The sequence below is a fragment of the Ferrimicrobium acidiphilum DSM 19497 genome (assembly GCF_000949255.1).
Taxonomy (GTDB): Bacteria; Actinomycetota; Acidimicrobiia; order Acidimicrobiales; family Acidimicrobiaceae; genus Ferrimicrobium; species Ferrimicrobium acidiphilum.
In genome coordinates this window covers 65803-82043 of the sequence record NZ_JXUW01000004.1, presented here as the reverse complement: position 1 = coordinate 82043, position 16241 = coordinate 65803, and the positions used below count along the sequence as shown (strand labels likewise).

Here is a 16241-nt window from a genome sequence, read left to right as displayed (position 1 = left end):
CTGGAGTCTCTCCTTCTACGGTGGGGAGGATATGGCGAACTTTCGGCTTAAGGCCCCATGAGGTCTGAGACCTTTACGCATATCCAATGATCTGTGAGTTCATGCGCTAAGGTCAGAGACGTTGCTGGGATCTATATAAATCCGCCAGAGGCACACGATCGTCCTCTGTGTTGACGAGAAGACGAGAGGTGCAAGCCCTCAACCGTACCCAACCCATGCTCCGGGTGGTGCCAGGGGTTCCCCTGCGTCGAGGGACTTCAGTACAAGCGCAGGCGGTATCGGCAACCATAATGTGCGCACTCGATGTTGTCTCCGGCAAGGTCATCACCAAGATGACCGCTGCCCAAAGGGGTGCAGGATTCATCTCAGTTCCTAGAACTCATTGGCAAGCTAGAACTCATCGACAAGAAAGTACCCAAAGAGCTTAAGAGTTCACGTTGTCTTAGACAACTACGCAGCCCATAAGACCGAATCCGTTCGAACCTGGCTCCTTGCCCACCCTCGCTTTCTAGTTCCACTTCACACCAACGTACTCATCGCAGATGTTTCAGGTAGAGAGCTGCTTCTTGGGCCCTTACCACCAAGTACCTACAACGCAGCGTCCACCACAGTGTGACCGAACTCAACAGAGGGATTACCAAGTGGGCCAAGGCCTGAAACGAGAACCCTAAGCCTTTCATCAGAGACCAAGAGCGCCGACGAGATCTTCGCTTCTATGCAGAAATATCTGGGTCCGATGGTTCCTGAGGAGGGATACTAGTTAGTGCTCCGATTGCAGCGGGCCAGTCACAGCCATGATTAGCTACGCGCCCACGCTTGCCCAGTGCGATAGTGTCGAGGGCGAATGCCTCTATCGCCCAGCCAGAACATGGTTGGCTGAGCTGAAATAGATTTTGCTCATGAGAGGCGGACTACGTCTCGACGATAGAGTGAGAGTCTGAAGTTCTCGCGGGAGGAGTGGTTGTGCCGAAACGTCGATCGCTGATTGAGATGACCGATAGCGAGCGTGATGCCTTCTTGGCTTCTGGCAGGACCCTCAACTTGGCGTCGCTTGGACCCAATGGTCGTCCGCATCTGGTAGCCATGTGGTATTGCCTGTTAGATGGCACGATCTGGTGTTGGACTTATGCGAAATCGCAAAAGGCGCTCAACCTGAGGAGGGACCCTCGCGTCACTGGTCTGATTGAACAGGGAGATCGGTACGAGGAGCTCCGTGGAGTGACCATCTATGCGAATGCCGCCATAGAGGAGAGTCCATCCCAGGTGGCACTGGTGGGTCGCACGCTCTTTGAGCGCTACCAATCGGGAACATCGACGGTATCGATAGAGAGCTTCCTAGGTTCTGCCCCCAAGCGCATTGCCTTCGCGTTAGCTGTCGAGGAGTTTGTTAGTTGGGATCACCGAAAACTCGAGGGACGCTACTAGCTCGTGATCGTGTTCTGGCAGAAGTGTATGGTTTTGTGGCCTAGCTCACGCAAGGCTCATGGGTAGTTGCTAGGATTTCAGTATGGGAGAAATGATTACCTTTCCGAGTAATGGACACGAGGCATCAGGATATTTGGCTACTCCGGAGTCTGGAGCTGGCCCAGGTGTAATCGTCATCCAAGAGTGGTGGGGTATCAACAATCACATCAAAGATGTATGTGATAGGTTCGCCGCACAGGGCTTTTTGGCGTTGGCTCCAGATCTCTATAATGGGCGAGTTGTTGCCGAACCAGATGAGGCTGCCAAAGCTATGATGGCACTGCAACTCCGGGATGCCTCTAAGCAGATGGCTGGTGCTGCCAAGGAGCTCGTACAGCGTTCAGGTCACAGTGGTGTTGGAGTCGTCGGATTCTGTATGGGCGGAGGCTTGGCCTACGTTCTCGCTGCGAATCAGCCGGAACTCGTGAAGGCGGTAGTTCCTTTCTACGGTGTGATTCCTTGGCCGGACGCGGAGCCCGATTACGCCAAGATCCAGGCACCGATCCAGGGCCACTACGCTGAACATGACGACCCGTCATCTCCCGAGGTCGTGCGCCAACTCGAAGAGCGTCTGCGGTCGATGGGCAAGTCAGTAGAGTTCTTCATATATCCGGGGACTGAACACGCGTTCTTCAATGATGATCGCCCGGAGGTATATCACGCGCAATCTGCCATGCAGGCCTGGGATCGTGCCACCCAATTTCTGCGTGATTCACTGAACGACTAGGCAGCGCTCAACTACTGCTGAACACTAAGGTCGACATCGTTTACGGACCATTGTCGGTTGAGTGGCTGGCAATTGGTGTCGGGTTTTGGGTCTAGCTCGAAGCCAGAGCTGGCTGCGTGACGTGCGCAATGTCGGCTCATATTTATGTCGAGAGCTAATGGCGCAGTGGTTGCAGCTGCAAAATTGGCAAGCCTTCGGAGAAGTGCTGCGAGTGTTTTTGTGGATTGTAGCCAATGAGTCCGTTAGTTCGCTCTGATCCATGACTCAACCGGCGTTAGGCAAGTGGTCAGACCAATAGTCGCCTTGTTTTAGCGCTGAAGTGGCGAATGTGAAACTGGTCGTCGGATCGGGCGTGACCCTTGTGGACTGCGACGGTGTCGTTGTTTTCTGAGTTAAATCTGTTTAGAGATCTGTGTCTCGCTCGTTGCCAGTAGCCGATCTTCTCGGGCGCTGAGGCTGGATCATGATTGTGATCAACAGCACCGACAGGCCCGGGTCTCCAGGACCAGGAGATGTTAAGAGCGTTTACCGGATGAGGCGAAGCTGACCGGCGCTTTCCCGGTTGAAATCAAGCATCTGGGTACGGACGCAGAAGACCAGCAATTGACGTTCGGAACTCAACTAGCATAGGTCGTTGAGACGGGGCAGAAGGAGGACGTCATGCGAGCCTATCGTATCCAGCACTGCACAGGACTCGAAGGTAACGTCGAGATTCAGGGCGCAAAGAACTCCGTTCTCAAGCTCATGGCGGCCAGCATCCTCGCGTCCGGCGTGCATGTTCTAGATAACGTCCCTCGTATCACCGACGTCGAGATTATGCGGAAGATCTTGGTGTCGTTGGGAGTTGATAGCAGATGGCTTGGGTCGCACCGCCTTGAGATCAGCGTTCCAGAGCCAGAAGAGCTTGCTAGTCGGCCCGACTATGGGCTTGTCAAAAGCATACGTGCATCGGTTGTGCTTTTGGGGCCAATCCTTGCGCGTACTGGAGAGGTTGCCTTGGCTACCCCTGGTGGTGATGATTTTGGCGAGCGTCCTGTCGATATTCATGAGCTTGCACTCACCTCGCTCGGTGCGGTGGTGGAGGCTGTTGATGGACAGTTGATTGCGAAGGCTGATCGACTCGCAGGTAGCGATATTGTACTTGAGTTCCCCTCTCATACCGCGACCGACAATGTCTTGATGGCTGCTGTCACGGCGGAGGGCAGGACCACGATTGAAAATGCAGCTCGCGAACCCGAAGTTATCGATCTCGCGCAGGCCCTTATCGAGATGGGTGCGCAGATAGATGGCGTTGGTACCTCACGAATCATAGTTGAAGGTGTTGACCGGCTGCGGCCGATGAATCATCGTGTCATTGGCGATCGAGTTGTGGCTGCAACTTACATGACCGCGGTTGGTGCTGTCGGAGGCCAGGTGCGCATCGAAGGTGTTGCGCCATCGAACATGTTAATTCTTATTCGAAAACTTACCAGTGTTGGATTGAATATCGAGGTAGGCGAGGAGTGGATCGATGTGATCGCAGATGGCTCACTGCGTGCTGTGGATATCCAGACGCTCCCGTACCCGGGTGTTGCGACCGACTATAAGCCGATGCTGGTGGCTATGCTCTCGATAGCTGACGGGGTCAGCGTAGTCAGCGAAAACCTGTTTGCTGGTCGATTCCGTTACCTTGACGAGCTCCGCCGCTATGGGGCAAATGTACGTTCCGAAGGGCATCATATTATCATTCGCGGCGTGCCTCGGCTCCTGGGTGCCGAGGCGACTGCACATGACATTCGCGCTGGGGCTGCCCTAGTGGTAGCTTCATTAGCGGCATTTGAGGAGAGCCAAGTCAATGCGGTAGATCACATCGAGCGTGGTTACGATGCGCTTGCTGAAACGCTTGTCAGACTTGGGGCAACGATAGAAACGGTAGAGGTTTAGGTGGAGGATCCCAAGGAGCTTATTGCGCGGGTGCGCGACCAGAATGATAAAGGCGCGATTGCACGTCTGATTTCTATAGTCGAACGCCCAGTAACGAATGAAAGTCGGGATCTGGACGAATGGTTGGCCCAACAGGCCGAGTCGGGATTTGTGATTGGCTTGACTGGTGCGCCTGGCAGTGGGAAGTCAACCCTGGTAGATCGGTTGATTAGCCAGATTCGTGCTAGCGACAGTAGTGTCGCCGTCGTCGCCGTAGATCCTTCCTCACCCTTCAGTGGCGGTGCCATACTCGGTGATAGAGTGCGCATGCAGAGTCACACTCAGGATCCAGGAGTCTATATCCGTTCGCTGGCGACCAGGGGACACCTTGGCGGTCTGACGGTTGCAGTACCGAGAGTCGTTCGACTGCTAGAAGCCCTGGCCTTCCCTTGGGTGCTGATAGAGACGGTTGGTGTGGGACAGGTAGAGATCGAGATTACAGGCGAGGCTGATGCGACTGTTGTCGTTATCAATCCTGGTTGGGGCGACTCGATTCAAGCAAACAAGGCTGGTCTCATGGAGATAGCCGACATATTTGTGATTAACAAGGCCGATCGTGCAGGCGTTCGCGACACCAGGCGGGATCTCGAGAACATGCTCGAACTTGGCGCCCACGATCATCGCCCCCCAATTTTGGAGACGGTAGCAACTAGTGGCGAGGGAGTAGAGATGCTCTTTGAACAGCTCACAGACTTGAGGGATGGTCTTATATCAAGTGGTGAGCTGGCTAAACGTCGTGCCGCACGAAGGTTGGCGGAGTTCGATCGGCTGGTATCGGCCACACTACGGAGCGCCGTCGAGTCGGTAACCGAACGCAATGACTTACGGGATCGAGTTCGTGAAGGTTCTTTGACGCCCTCGAAGGCGGCGGCTGAACTGGTTGCTTTGATCAAGCTATCCATCGACGATAAAGAAGGAGTGTGAAAATGGACGGGTTTCTTGTCCGAGAGGAGACCGACGACAACGTCGTCATTCTGCGGTTAAACCGGCCAAAGGCCAATGCGTTGTCGAAAGGATTGCTCGAAGAGCTATGGACCTATGCCAACGCCATGGCACTCGACCCCCCCGCGGCGGTGGTTCTTACCGGTTCGAAGCGTATTTTTGCGGCCGGAGCAGAGATTGGCGAGTTTGGTGGTATGGCCGTAGGACGTGAGATGGGCCAGTACTTCCACTGGGCTCTTAATGCGCTAAGCACGCTCCCACGAGTGGTCATCGCTGCCATCGAGGGTTATGCACTCGGTGGTGGGCTCGAGCTCGCCCTCTCCTGCGATTTTAGAGTAGCTGGTGAGGGTGCCAAGCTGGGACAGCCGGAGATCGCGTTAGGGATTATCCCTGGTGGTGGGGGCACCCAACGCCTGCCGCGCCTGATAGGAGTGTCAAGGGCAAAGGAGATGATCCTTGGGGGTCAGGCTATCGACTCCCAAAAGGCGCTTTCATGGGGTCTAGTGGATCGAGTGGTGGCAGATGGTGAGGCAGAGGCGGCAGCCGTGGCCTGGGCTACCGAGTTTGCTCGTGGACCACTCGTTGCACAGTCGTTTGCCAAACGAGCGATCGATTCTGGACTTTCAGGCAGTCTTGCAGAGGGGCTGGAGCTCGAGAAGTCCTTCTTCGGCCAGGTCTTTGGAACAAAGGATGCAGAGATCGGCATCAAGTCGTTCTTTGAGAATGGGCCTGGCAAGGCCCGGTTCGAGGGTCGTTAGGTGCTTGATCCATCGAGGCGCACACTCGCGTTGAATGACGAGCGCACCTGGTTTCAACGTGCAGTCTTCTACGAGGTTTACGTTCGCGGTTTCTATGATGCGACCGGTGATGGTCAGGGCGATATTCGTGGAGTGACCTCCAAACTCGATTATCTTGAGTGGCTCGGCATCGACTGTCTTTGGCTCCTCCCGTTCTACGCGTCTCCGTGGAAGGATGGAGGCTACGACGTCTCTGACTACTACAGTGTCCACCCGGCCTATGGCAGTGTTACAGATATCGAAGAGCTGCTTAATCAGGCACATTTACGAGGCATTCGTGTAATAGCTGATCTCGTGCTCAACCATACCAGCGATCAACACCCTTGGTTCGCAGAGTCAAAGATGTCGCGTGACAATCCGAAGTCAGATTGGTATGTCTGGGCTGATGACGACGGTGGCTACCAGTCGGCTCCAGTGATCTTTATCGACTCCCAGAGTTCGAATTGGACCTATTGCCCCGATCGCGAGCAGTACTACTGGCATCGTTTTTTTAACCATCAACCTGATCTGAACTATGAGAACCCAGATGTCCAGGAGGCGATGCTCCAAGTCGTTCGTTATTGGCTCGGGCTAGGATTCGACGGATTCAGGTTAGATGCCGCTGCCTATCTGTTCCAGGCAGAGGGTACATGCTGTGAGAACCTACCTGCAACGCATACCTTTTTGAAACGGATCCGTTCGGTTGTAGATGCTGAGTTCCCTGAGGCGGTGCTTCTGGCTGAGGTGAACCAAGTACCCTCCGAAGTGGTGAACTACTTCGGCAATGGTGACGAGTGTCACATGTGTTATGACTTTCCGCTGATGCCTCGTCTTTTTCTTAGTGTGAAGACCGAGAGCGCCCTGCCAACCGCTGAGGCGCTGCGGCAGACCCCGGATATTCCAGCTGGATGCCAATGGGGGATTTTTCTGCGTAATCACGATGAGTTGACGCTGGAGATGGTGACCGACCAGGAGCGGGAGTTTCTATACAGTGCCTTCGCAAGTGATCCGATCTCGCGGAGAAACGTCGGTATAGGTCGTCGACTCGCTCCGCTGATCGACAATGATCGGCGAGTGGCCGAACTGTTGCACGCGTTAATTCTCTCGCTTCCAGGATCTCCAATCCTCTACTACGGAGACGAGATACTGATGGGGGATAACATCTATCTCGGCGATCGGGATTCGGTTCGAACCCCGATGCAGTGGTCTCCTGACCGTAACGGAGGATTCTCGCGAGCTGATCCGGCGAGGCTATATTCGAGCCCGATCATCGATCCCGTCTATGGGTATCAGGTGGTAAACGTTGAATCCCAGATGAATAACCCCTCGTCGTTCTTGCGGTGGACTAGGGAGATGCTCTCGGTACGACACCGGGAGTCGGTGCTAGGCGACGGGGAGTTCAAGCTGCTATCGGTGGATAACGATTGCGTGCTTGCGTTCGCTCGCTTTCTTGCACGCGATGAGAGAGTTGTGCTCTGTGTGTTCAACTTTGCCTCTAAGGTGCAGCCTGTGTCGGTCAATTTAAGCGATTGGATCAGTCGAGTACCGGTGGAGCTCCTCGGCATGACTCCTTTTCCTGTCATTGAGGACGATGGGGCGTACCGGTTAACTCTCGCCCCCTACGGCTTCCTCTGGTTTGAGCTGTGTGTCGCTTAGGTTGATCGATGAAGTTGACGTTTGTACGCGCCGGCAACGACTGCAGGGGTAGGATTTCCGAGGCTATTGGACGGGTGTACTAGTTACGAAGAGCCGTTGTTTGGCAGTGAATCGTGAGCGAGAGCGTGTTGTGCTTCGCGTAAGATAGAGCCATGTCACTACGCTCTCGTTCACTATTGCGCCGTTCATGTCTATCTGTCCCTGGGTCGAGTGAGCGCTTTATCGCCAAAGCTCGCGATATCGCCGCCGATATGACCTTCTTGGATCTCGAAGATTCTGTAGCCCCGTCGGAGAAGGTGGCCGCTCGTGCGAAGGTAGCCGGCGCGATTGCTGCCGGAGGTTGGGACGATCGCGTGCTCTGCGTGCGCGTGAACGCTTGGGATACGGCCTTGACCTTCAGGGATATTCTGGAGGTCGTTACCGGCGCCGGAGAACGGCTGGATGAGATCATGCTCCCTAAGGTGCAGAGTGCAGCTGAGGTCGTCGCCACGGATCTGCTTTTGAAACAAGTTGAGCGTGAGGCGGGGCTGGAGTTAGGTCATATCGGGTTAGAGGTCCAGATCGAGACGACGACTGGACTGATCAACGTTGAGGAGATCTGCATGGCCTCACCCAGGATCGAGACGGTTGTATTTGGACCTGCAGACTTTGCTGCATCTATGGAGATGCCGGTGCTCACTGGAGGGGTGGAGGTACCTGAGTATCCGGGCGATCACTTTCACTATGTCTTTTCGAAGATTCTTATGGCTGCACGCGCTGCTGGTATCCAAGTGATCGACGGGCCCTATCTCAAGATCGCTGACCTTGAGGGGCTGCGTAGTTACGCCAAGCGTTCTGCAATGCTTGGCTACGACGGCAAGTGGGCCATACATCCGACCCAAGTCGAGGTGCTAAATGACGTCTACCGCCCAACGCAGGAGCTTTTTGATAAGGCTTGCGATCTGCTCGATGCCTATGCTGTTGCAACCAGCGACGATGCTCGTGGAGCAGTGATGTTTGGCGATGAGATGATCGACGAGGCGAGCAGGAAGATGGCCATGAAGTTTCAGGCGCGCGGCGAAAAGGCGGGCATGCTTCGAACGCCACGAGGTTAGCGCAGGCTACACCAGCTTGGTGGCGGCCTTTGACAACAGATACAGGATGATTCCGGAGACGGCTAGTTCAATGTAAAAGACGGTGACGCCTTGCCCGGTGGCCTTGAGGACGATTGAGGCGATAAGTGCCCAGCTCAAGTGGATCTGAGGCAAAAGATAGGTTGGTATCGCCCAGAAGATGAGCACGGCGACGATAGACATCGCTATTAGCCACTTGCCGATGCGAGCTATCACAGCCGATCGAGCCTTGTGTACGATCAGCGCCAGGAGAAAGAGGACCACGGCGAGTTCGGTGGCTATTGGGACGGCAGTTTTGGCCGCACGTGCTAGGAATCCAAGATTCGGTAGATCGGCACCAGGTATCGCAATCCTCAGGTTGGTCTGCTGAACGGCGGTGCCCAGCGAGGTAGAGTATTGGGAGATTCCTGAGGCGACGAACTGGGTCAACCCCGGACCGCCGATAGTTACAGGTGCGTGATCGGTACCAAGAAGGTGGCCATCCGCCTGGCGAATGGCGCTCACGAATTGTTGTCTTACCGCGGGTTGTGCGAGAGCTGCCGTGATGATCCCCTGAAGTTCAGCGTGAGAGATCGATATGCCTGCCACTCCTGTGATTGGGGCTAGTGAGGTCGTGAGCCCACTAGCCATCGCAGATTGAATCGTCTTGCTGGTGCTGAGCGTCTGTGCGTCGTTGGCGAGGCGGTTGGGGTTGAAGATCGTCAACAGGGACAGATGAGCAAAGATAGCGATGGTTCCTGCGAGTAAGCCAATGCCGAGTAAAATGTTCCCGAGGAGCCTACGCAATGGACTCATCTCCTTTCAATCGATTTGCAGCGCCTTTGGGAGTCATCGGCAGTGCTTATTGCACGCTTGACAGACTCGTTGTGTTCGAACGGTGCGGTTGATGTTCGTCCTTCGTCAGTGTAGCGTCCCAGGTTAGCGGCGTGCAAGACCTCGGGCTATGACCTTGAGGGCTAGGGTCTCTTCGGCGCCTTCGAATATCGAGAGCACACGAGCATCCACGAAGTAACGGCTTATCGCGTACTCCTCTGCATACCCCATACCTCCATGAAGCTGCATCCCCTCTCGGGTAACCCACTCGGCTGTCCTACAGGTATAGGCCTTCGCCATCGATGCCTCTAGAGATCCCTGATGTTGTGCCAGTAGACGTGCGGTGGCGTAAGTAAGCTGTCGGCTTGCCTGGAGCGTTGCCGCCATTTTGGCTAGTTTGGCTTTGCTGAGCTGGTAGCTGATTAGTGGCTGACCAAAGACCGACCTCGTGGTTGCATATGCGCGTGCCGCGTCATAGGCGGCACCCATAACACCGACCGCACGGGCTGCCGTCTGTATCCTCCCATTTTCAAACCCTGCCATCTGGAGGTAAAAACCACGTCCTAGACCGCTCGACTCTCCGATGAGTTGGGACGTAGGTACAAAGACGTTGTCGAAGCTTACCTCAAAGGAGTGCATGCCTCGATAGCCCAGGGTGGGAATCGCTCTGCCTTCAATGATGCCTTGGTTGGATTCGTGACGGAAGCTTTCACCCGCGGATCGTGTCTTGTCGACGAAGAACAGCGAGAGCCCTCTGTGTCCGAGGCTACGATCAGGGTCGGTGCGGGCGAGTACGGCAAGAATCTCAGCACGACCAGCGAAGGTGCACCAGGTCTTGGTGCCATTGATGCGCCAGCCACCGTTGACTGGTGTTGCGGTGGTGGTTATGTGAGCGACATCAGAGCCGTAATCTGGTTCAGTGACGGCGACAGCACCCATGAGTTCTCCGGATGCCAGTGCTGGCAGGAATCGTTGTTTCTGTTCCTCGGTGCCGCCGGCGAGAAGTGCCTTGGCTAGTATCTCCGGTCGAGTTATCAACGATCCCCCTGCTCCTAGGGAGGCTCGTGAAAGTTCTTCGGTGGCGACGAGCATCGCAATGAGGTCATCGACTGATTCGTTCGAGCTACCGCCAAACTGTTCAGGGATGGAGAGGCCAAAAGCACCGAGCTGCGCGAGCTGGTCAAGAATAGATTCAGGAATATCTAGGTTCTGACGATGGATGTCGTCGGCCACCGGAGCAATTTTATCGAGTGCAACTCGGCGAAATGTCTCGGCCACCAGCTCTAGGTCCTCTCCGAGGTGTGATGGTCCCGGATCCAGCGCGACCATGCCCATGAGTTCGTCCGAGGGTTGGAATTCAGTGGTAAACAGAGCTGTTACTGATGATGGATCCACAAGACCTGCCGCAAGGAGGCTGGCTGCAGTTTCACGAAGGGTCTGCATGCAGTAGAGGGTGGCTATCGCTTGTTCCTGCTTGCCATAGTTCGCATAGTCGATCATGATAGGTATCGCAAGGAGCGCCGATGCACTTAGCGATAGCTGGTAGCTCTCAAGTTGTTCGGCCTCTAGTCGTCCAGAGGTCTCAAGCAACGATATGCGTTCACGGATTTGGTCGGAGAGGACTCCATGGGCGGCTCGAACATGGCTGAAGAAGGTATCGGTCATCTCTCGAGCCTACTGGGAGAACGGCTGGAACCTTGTTCGTTGGCTAAGTCAGACGACAGCAGCGGTGGCCACTGGAGCACCAGTTGGTTGTGCGACTCCATGGGCTGGCTCGATGGTGATTGCGAATTCGAAGGCATGCCGACCGCCTGTGTGGAATACCGAAACAGTAGGGCGGTTCCCGAGTAGCCCGAGCGATATTGGGTGTTCGTCCACGATCGCCCAGACCTGATAGGTTGAGGTTGCCTTGAGTGGGTGCATGAGGAAAGAGGTGAGCACTACCTCCCCAGACCGGAGTGCTACCAGACTTCCGACGGCCTTGCCATGGGGGCTTTTGAGCGCAAATCGCTTGGCTCCAGGTTGGAGGAGTGCTGCGGTTGCAATCGCTCTAGTGGCTGAGGTTGTAACCTGTGTTCCCAGCCGGTTTACTTGGCTGTCGAGGCGGTGGATCTCAATACCGAATATCAGGGTAAGGGCGGCGGCCACCCCAAGTGCCGTAGAGGCGATGATGGTTGGGATTCTGAGGCGCGAGCGCTGCGGAGGTCTAAAAGCGACCACATCTCCGCTTCCATTGATCTCGTGTTCAATCCGGTGCCAGATTGCGGTGGGCGCCGGGCCACCCTCATTCGCTAGCATGCCGACGGTAGACCGGAGGGCGTCCACCTCTGCGCGACATATGGCGCAATCACTGAGGTGAACTTCGATGGCGGACCGTTCGCTTACCTCCACCGCATCGATGATGTAGGCGCCAAGCAGCTGTTCAACCTCCTGGTGACTCATCTTTCCCGAGAGATCGGTTCGTTCCGTCATGTTTCGACTGCCTTCCAAGATACGAGGGCTTCATTCATACGTTTGAGTCCTGTGCGGATCCGGGTTTTTACTGTGCCTTCTGGCTGCTCAAGACGCTGGGCAACCTCACGGTAGGTGAGCCCATGATAGAAGGCTAGTTCGATAGCGCGGCGCTCATCTTGAGGAAGGATCTCGAGCGCTCCGCGTATCGCCTCTCGATCGGCTAGGTCACCAAATTCGTGGTCGATATCGTAGGATGTGGCCGCGATTGAAGCGGACTCGTTCTGCTCACGCCTTTTTCTAGCCTCCTCGGATCTGATAACATCGACAGAACGTCTGTGGGCCTGCATCAGCAAAAATGTGCGCAGTGTGCCACGAGCGGAGTCGTAACGTTCGGGTTCGTTCCAGAGGCGTACGAAGAGTTCTTGAGTAACCTCCTCGGCCAATGCTGTATCGCGGGTGACACGCTTTGCAAGTGCGTGCACCGCACCTCCGTGTCGTCGGAAGATCTCTGCCAACGCATCCTGGTTGTAGCGCGCTACTGCGACAATTAAGGAGGCATCACTCATTTCGTTTAGTTGTGTTTCCGTGCTCTTTCTTCGACGCAGTGCACGCGGATGGATGGATTCATGCTTCATCGCGTTTTACTCGAGAAGCTTAAGAAGGAAGAGACTGACGTCGTTCGCGCGCTCGAGTGTATCATCGACGACCTCCTCGCCTTCGAGAATCTTCGTGAGCGAGACCGACCGTCTAGCCGTTACGCTGATGGCGCGTTCTGGCGCTGCTGCTGGAGATCCATAGCTATCGGTAGCCGCCACCTCCAGGGGTAGCGACATGCCAGTGAGACCGGCAAGGTTGAGCGCAAGGTTGAGTAGGTCGATCGAGGGTGCTGGCAGCGTCCAAGTCAATGTCAACGGAAAGAAGAACTCGTTGGGAAGTGAGGAGGGGTCGGTAGCTGTCGCAAAGGCGTCATCGAAGGCGAGTAACACTCGCGGATCGACATCGAGCGCCAGGTGGAGCTCCATAGGCGATCCGCATCCTGATTCGGGATGGAGATCGACCTCCCACCATTGGCGAAGCGAGTAGGTCTCCATAAAGTGGCGCTCGTCGTGCACATGGAAGCCTTGGTGAATCGCCTGCCCTTTTACTTCGGTGATGAAACCTGCGAGATCGATTGTGGACACAGCTAGAGCTTATGGTCTTCTGACTGCACCCAATGACAGCTGTGTGTCTGACGACAGTAGCGACAGGTCGAGGCACGATCGTCACGAGGTCCCCATGGCGGCGCAGCTAGTTCACGCATCAGGGGTGGCAGCTCGCGATGGATTGTAGCAAGTTCGGTTGAGGAGAGCCAATGGATGCGCGACTGTGCGAGGTAGAGGACTCCGGCTCGAATACCCGGATGATCGGCGTGGGCAAGGCTGAGTCCAACGACGTCGCCGTCGGTCATCGTAAGGTCGATCACCGAGGTGCCATCGAATAGGAATGGTCCCCAATCGATCGACCACTGAGCCATTGTTGCTCTTCCAGTCGCGAGTTCTGGAGCTGTGACCAAGTGTGCGGAGAGCATCGACTGATACTCACCGGCCCTGGCGATTAGGGATTCGGCCTGTGACGCAGGTAGCCAGTCAAGATCTCCGAGGCTGATCGACCTACCCTCGACTGCTAGTTCGAGAAACAGTGCTCGAAGTCTACTGGTTACACCCCTCGGTGCTTCAGGGGTCGCTAGAAGCAGTGGGCAGAGGCGAAAATCGTTCAGAGTCCGACTTGCCAACTCATGTTTGATAGCTGCAGAGGGGGTGGCGAGATCAACCTCGGGCATTCGATAGCGCGGCGGATCGGCACCCGGGACGACTCGAGGTATGGCTGGAGTGGCGTCGATTCGAACTTGAACTATCTCAGTCTGCTGGGCGAACTGTTCGAGAAGTTGGTCTACGCGATCTGTAGACGCGAGCGCGAGGATGAGATGGTCGCGTGCACGTGTCGTTGCGACGTACCAACGCCGGCGTTCCTCGGCGAGCTCCTCCTCCTTTTGCTGCTCGATGATCCATGATAGATGCCCGGAGCGCTCATCTTTTAGCTTGTAGGCGATTCCGAAATGAGGATCGACGGCGAGGGGTGGCGTCCTGCGGGGATTGCGGTCTAGATCAGTCACTATCGTGATTGGCCATTCGAGCCCTTTGGATGCATGGATGGTGACCAGGGAGACCGAATCGTCGGTATCGACTGGTGGGCGGGGAATGCGCGCCTCGTGATCGATTGCGAAGCGTAGGTAGGCGACGATATCGTGGGTGTCAAGACCCTCGTTTGCGCGTTGATCCACGAGATCGAGGAGGGCAGTCCAATCGGCCCTTCGTCGTTCGGGGTGGTTCAGGCGAGCGATAATCTCGGGATAGAGGAGTAGGTCTGCGGCGACAGCGAGTTGATCGCTTGGTGGCAAGAAGGTAGGCGAGAACGGGAGCCGAGAGATTGGTAAGAGACGAGGATCCTCGCCAAGGTGGTTTACGAGGAAGCTGAACCAAGATGTCGACCGTGGCTTCTCCTCACCAAGGATGGCGAGCTCGGCATCGCTGAGTCCGACCATGGGTGAACGCGCGAGTGCAAGGCAAGCCAAGTCTTCGTGCGGGTTTGCGCAGAAGGAGAGGAGGGTGAGGGCGTCAAGTGCCTCTTGGGTGGTGAGGAGTGGACCTCCACCTACGATATTGGCCGGTAGCTGTAACCGTTGGAGCTCCTCCGCAACCTGATCCAACATTCCCCAGCTGGCCGAGATGATGGCGATATCTCGAGGTTGAGCTTGGCGCAACATACCCGTCTCAGGATCGATGACCTCAAAAGGTTCCTCTAGGAGATCGAGGATGCGGTAGCCAATCTGCTCCGCTAGTACCTTTCGACGCCGTGGCATGGTCGCGTCGCTGGTCTCGTCGACCACGATAACCTCGACGGGATCGCGTGCATACTTCGTCGTCCGCACTGGATTCAGTGGCTCGTAGTCGGGGATGAGCTCAGTAAAGACCGCATTTATCGAGTCCACCAGCGCTGGTACTGTCCGATAGTTCTCGTCAAGCGTGACATGTTCCTGACTGGCGGCGATCTGTTGACTGAAGAGCTCCGGGTCAGCTCCTCTAAACCGGTATAGCGATTGCTTGGCGTCGCCTACAGCTGAAAGAGTGGCATCACGCCCGAGGCTAGTAAGTATTTGGTACTGTATCGGGCTGATGTCTTGAACCTCGTCGACCAAGATAGCCTGCCATCTATCGGCAAGTTCAGCCCTCACCGTCTCGTTTGCCAGCGCCTTGAGTGCGTGTGTCTCGAGGTCGTTGAAGTCAAGGATGTGACGCCTTGCCTTGAGGTCGACGAGCTGGTTTACGATGATTTCAACCGCCTCGGTGAGGGCGAGGATGGCGGCTTGGTGTTCTGTATCCGTGTCGTTCCAGCCGATGCGGACATATTCAGGTAGCTCCTTGATTCGCTCCCTTAGTCCTCTAAGACCCTCCTTGACCAGGTCAAATTCTCCAGCAGTCCAGTTATTTGCAGAACCCCCGCGGAGATTGAGTTGAGAAAGTGTCTCCCAACCTCGACTATCTCCTTGTCGCAAGGATCGGAGTCCGGAGAGTGCATCCAGGCGGGCCAGTTCGATGCGATCGCTAGTCCTGAGCGCCTGGTACTGACTCAACTCATGTTCAATAGCCGCCCAAGGTCCTCTATCAACCGCGTCACGTTGCGCGGCCCTTATCGACTCCTTTATCTTGGAGATGTCCACCCTGGCAGCGGTTCGAAAACGTTCTACATCCTTCAAACAGTCGGTAATGAAGGATTTTAGGGTGGAATAGTCGAGGAGTTCATAGCTATGAGGTGGGATGCGCTCGAGAAGATGTGGCATCTCGAGTGTGAGTAGCTTTTGATAACTGGTTTCATCGACGACTTGAAAGTCAAAATCGATCCCTGATTCGTCGGGGAACTCTCCACAGATACGCTGACAAAGTGAGTGGATGGTCCCAATCGGCGCTACTTCAACCTCGAGGACTCGGGAGTCATTAGCGAGATAGCGTTCGCGCATCTGGCTGAGTATGCGATGGCGAAGCTCGGCAGCTGCTCGGATGGTGAACGTGACTGCAACGATTGAAAGGGGACGTATCCCCGCTTCAACGTGAGCGAGGTAGCGTGCCGCCATAGTCTGGGTCTTGCCGGTGCCTGCACCTGCTGAGATTGCAACGTCTGAACGACTGGTGACGGCTTGGTGTTGGCGCTTACTGAGTTGCACCATGGATCCCGATTGAGTCATGGCGATAGCGTCCACACCTGGTTCGCATAAACCGGTTACTGTCACGCTGGCTTACC

The 16241-nt window shown here is 55.6% G+C and carries 14 protein-coding genes; 7 read left to right on the top strand and 7 right to left on the bottom strand.

Annotation, left to right across the window (positions count from 1 at the left end):
* Positions 1-112: 112 nt before the first annotated feature.
* On the bottom strand, positions 113-364 hold the full coding sequence (locus FEAC_RS15060) for a hypothetical protein (protein WP_152623051.1): 252 nt from the start codon (positions 362-364) through the stop codon (positions 113-115).
* Positions 365-963: 599 nt separating this feature from the next.
* Between FEAC_RS15060 and FEAC_RS03125 the strand changes: the two genes are divergently transcribed.
* From FEAC_RS03125 to FEAC_RS03095, 7 genes are all read left to right on the top strand, one after another.
* On the top strand, positions 964-1425 hold the full coding sequence (locus tag FEAC_RS03125; protein ID WP_201773825.1) for a pyridoxamine 5'-phosphate oxidase family protein: 462 nt from the start codon (positions 964-966) through the stop codon (positions 1423-1425).
* A gap of 82 nt (positions 1426-1507) precedes the next feature.
* Positions 1508-2191 (top strand): dienelactone hydrolase family protein, encoded by a 684-nt coding sequence (locus tag FEAC_RS03120; RefSeq protein WP_035388593.1) that lies wholly within the window; start codon positions 1508-1510, stop codon positions 2189-2191.
* Positions 2192-2851: 660 nt separating this feature from the next.
* Positions 2852-4114, top strand: a complete 1263-nt coding sequence (gene murA / locus FEAC_RS03115) for a UDP-N-acetylglucosamine 1-carboxyvinyltransferase (protein ID WP_035388592.1) — start codon at positions 2852-2854, stop codon at positions 4112-4114.
* A gap of 30 nt (positions 4115-4144) precedes the next feature.
* Entirely contained in the window at positions 4145-5077 is a 933-nt protein-coding gene (gene meaB / locus FEAC_RS03110) for a methylmalonyl Co-A mutase-associated GTPase MeaB (protein WP_236684592.1), read from the top strand.
* 2 nt (positions 5078-5079) lie between these two features.
* On the top strand, positions 5080-5853 hold the full coding sequence (locus FEAC_RS03105; RefSeq protein ID WP_035388589.1) for an enoyl-CoA hydratase/isomerase family protein: 774 nt from the start codon (positions 5080-5082) through the stop codon (positions 5851-5853).
* Positions 5854-7527 carry a maltose alpha-D-glucosyltransferase gene (gene treS / locus FEAC_RS03100; protein WP_052565393.1) on the top strand — a complete coding sequence of 558 codons (1674 nt, stop codon included), beginning with the start codon at positions 5854-5856 and terminating at the stop codon, positions 7525-7527.
* Positions 7528-7679: 152 nt separating this feature from the next.
* Positions 7680-8621 carry an HpcH/HpaI aldolase/citrate lyase family protein gene (locus tag FEAC_RS03095; protein ID WP_035388586.1) on the top strand — a complete coding sequence of 314 codons (942 nt, stop codon included), beginning with the start codon at positions 7680-7682 and terminating at the stop codon, positions 8619-8621.
* A gap of 6 nt (positions 8622-8627) precedes the next feature.
* Here the strand turns inward: FEAC_RS03095 and FEAC_RS03090 are convergent, their stop codons facing one another.
* The 6 genes from FEAC_RS03090 to FEAC_RS03065 form a co-directional block, all read right to left on the bottom strand.
* A complete protein-coding gene (locus FEAC_RS03090; RefSeq protein WP_035388585.1) occupies positions 8628-9434 on the bottom strand; it encodes a hypothetical protein in 807 nt (268 codons plus the stop codon).
* Between the two features lie 123 nt (positions 9435-9557).
* Positions 9558-11117: an acyl-CoA dehydrogenase family protein gene (locus FEAC_RS03085; RefSeq protein ID WP_035388584.1), complete on the bottom strand. Its 1560-nt coding sequence runs from the start codon at positions 11115-11117 to the stop codon at positions 9558-9560.
* A 48-nt stretch (positions 11118-11165) separates the two neighbouring features.
* A complete protein-coding gene (locus tag FEAC_RS03080; protein WP_035388583.1) occupies positions 11166-11924 on the bottom strand; it encodes an anti-sigma factor in 759 nt (252 codons plus the stop codon).
* The gene (locus tag FEAC_RS03075; RefSeq protein WP_081900957.1) at positions 11921-12541 is read right to left on the bottom strand and encodes a sigma-70 family RNA polymerase sigma factor; all 621 of its coding nucleotides are present in this window, start codon (positions 12539-12541) and stop codon (positions 11921-11923) included. The genes FEAC_RS03080 and FEAC_RS03075 overlap by 4 nt, the downstream gene beginning before the upstream one ends.
* A 6-nt stretch (positions 12542-12547) precedes the next feature.
* Complete coding sequence (locus tag FEAC_RS03070; protein ID WP_035388581.1) at positions 12548-13087, bottom strand: hypothetical protein; 540 nt, start codon at positions 13085-13087, stop codon at positions 12548-12550.
* 2 nt (positions 13088-13089) lie between these two features.
* Complete coding sequence (locus FEAC_RS03065; RefSeq protein WP_035388580.1) at positions 13090-16185, bottom strand: UvrD-helicase domain-containing protein; 3096 nt, start codon at positions 16183-16185, stop codon at positions 13090-13092.
* Positions 16186-16241 lie beyond the last annotated feature (56 nt).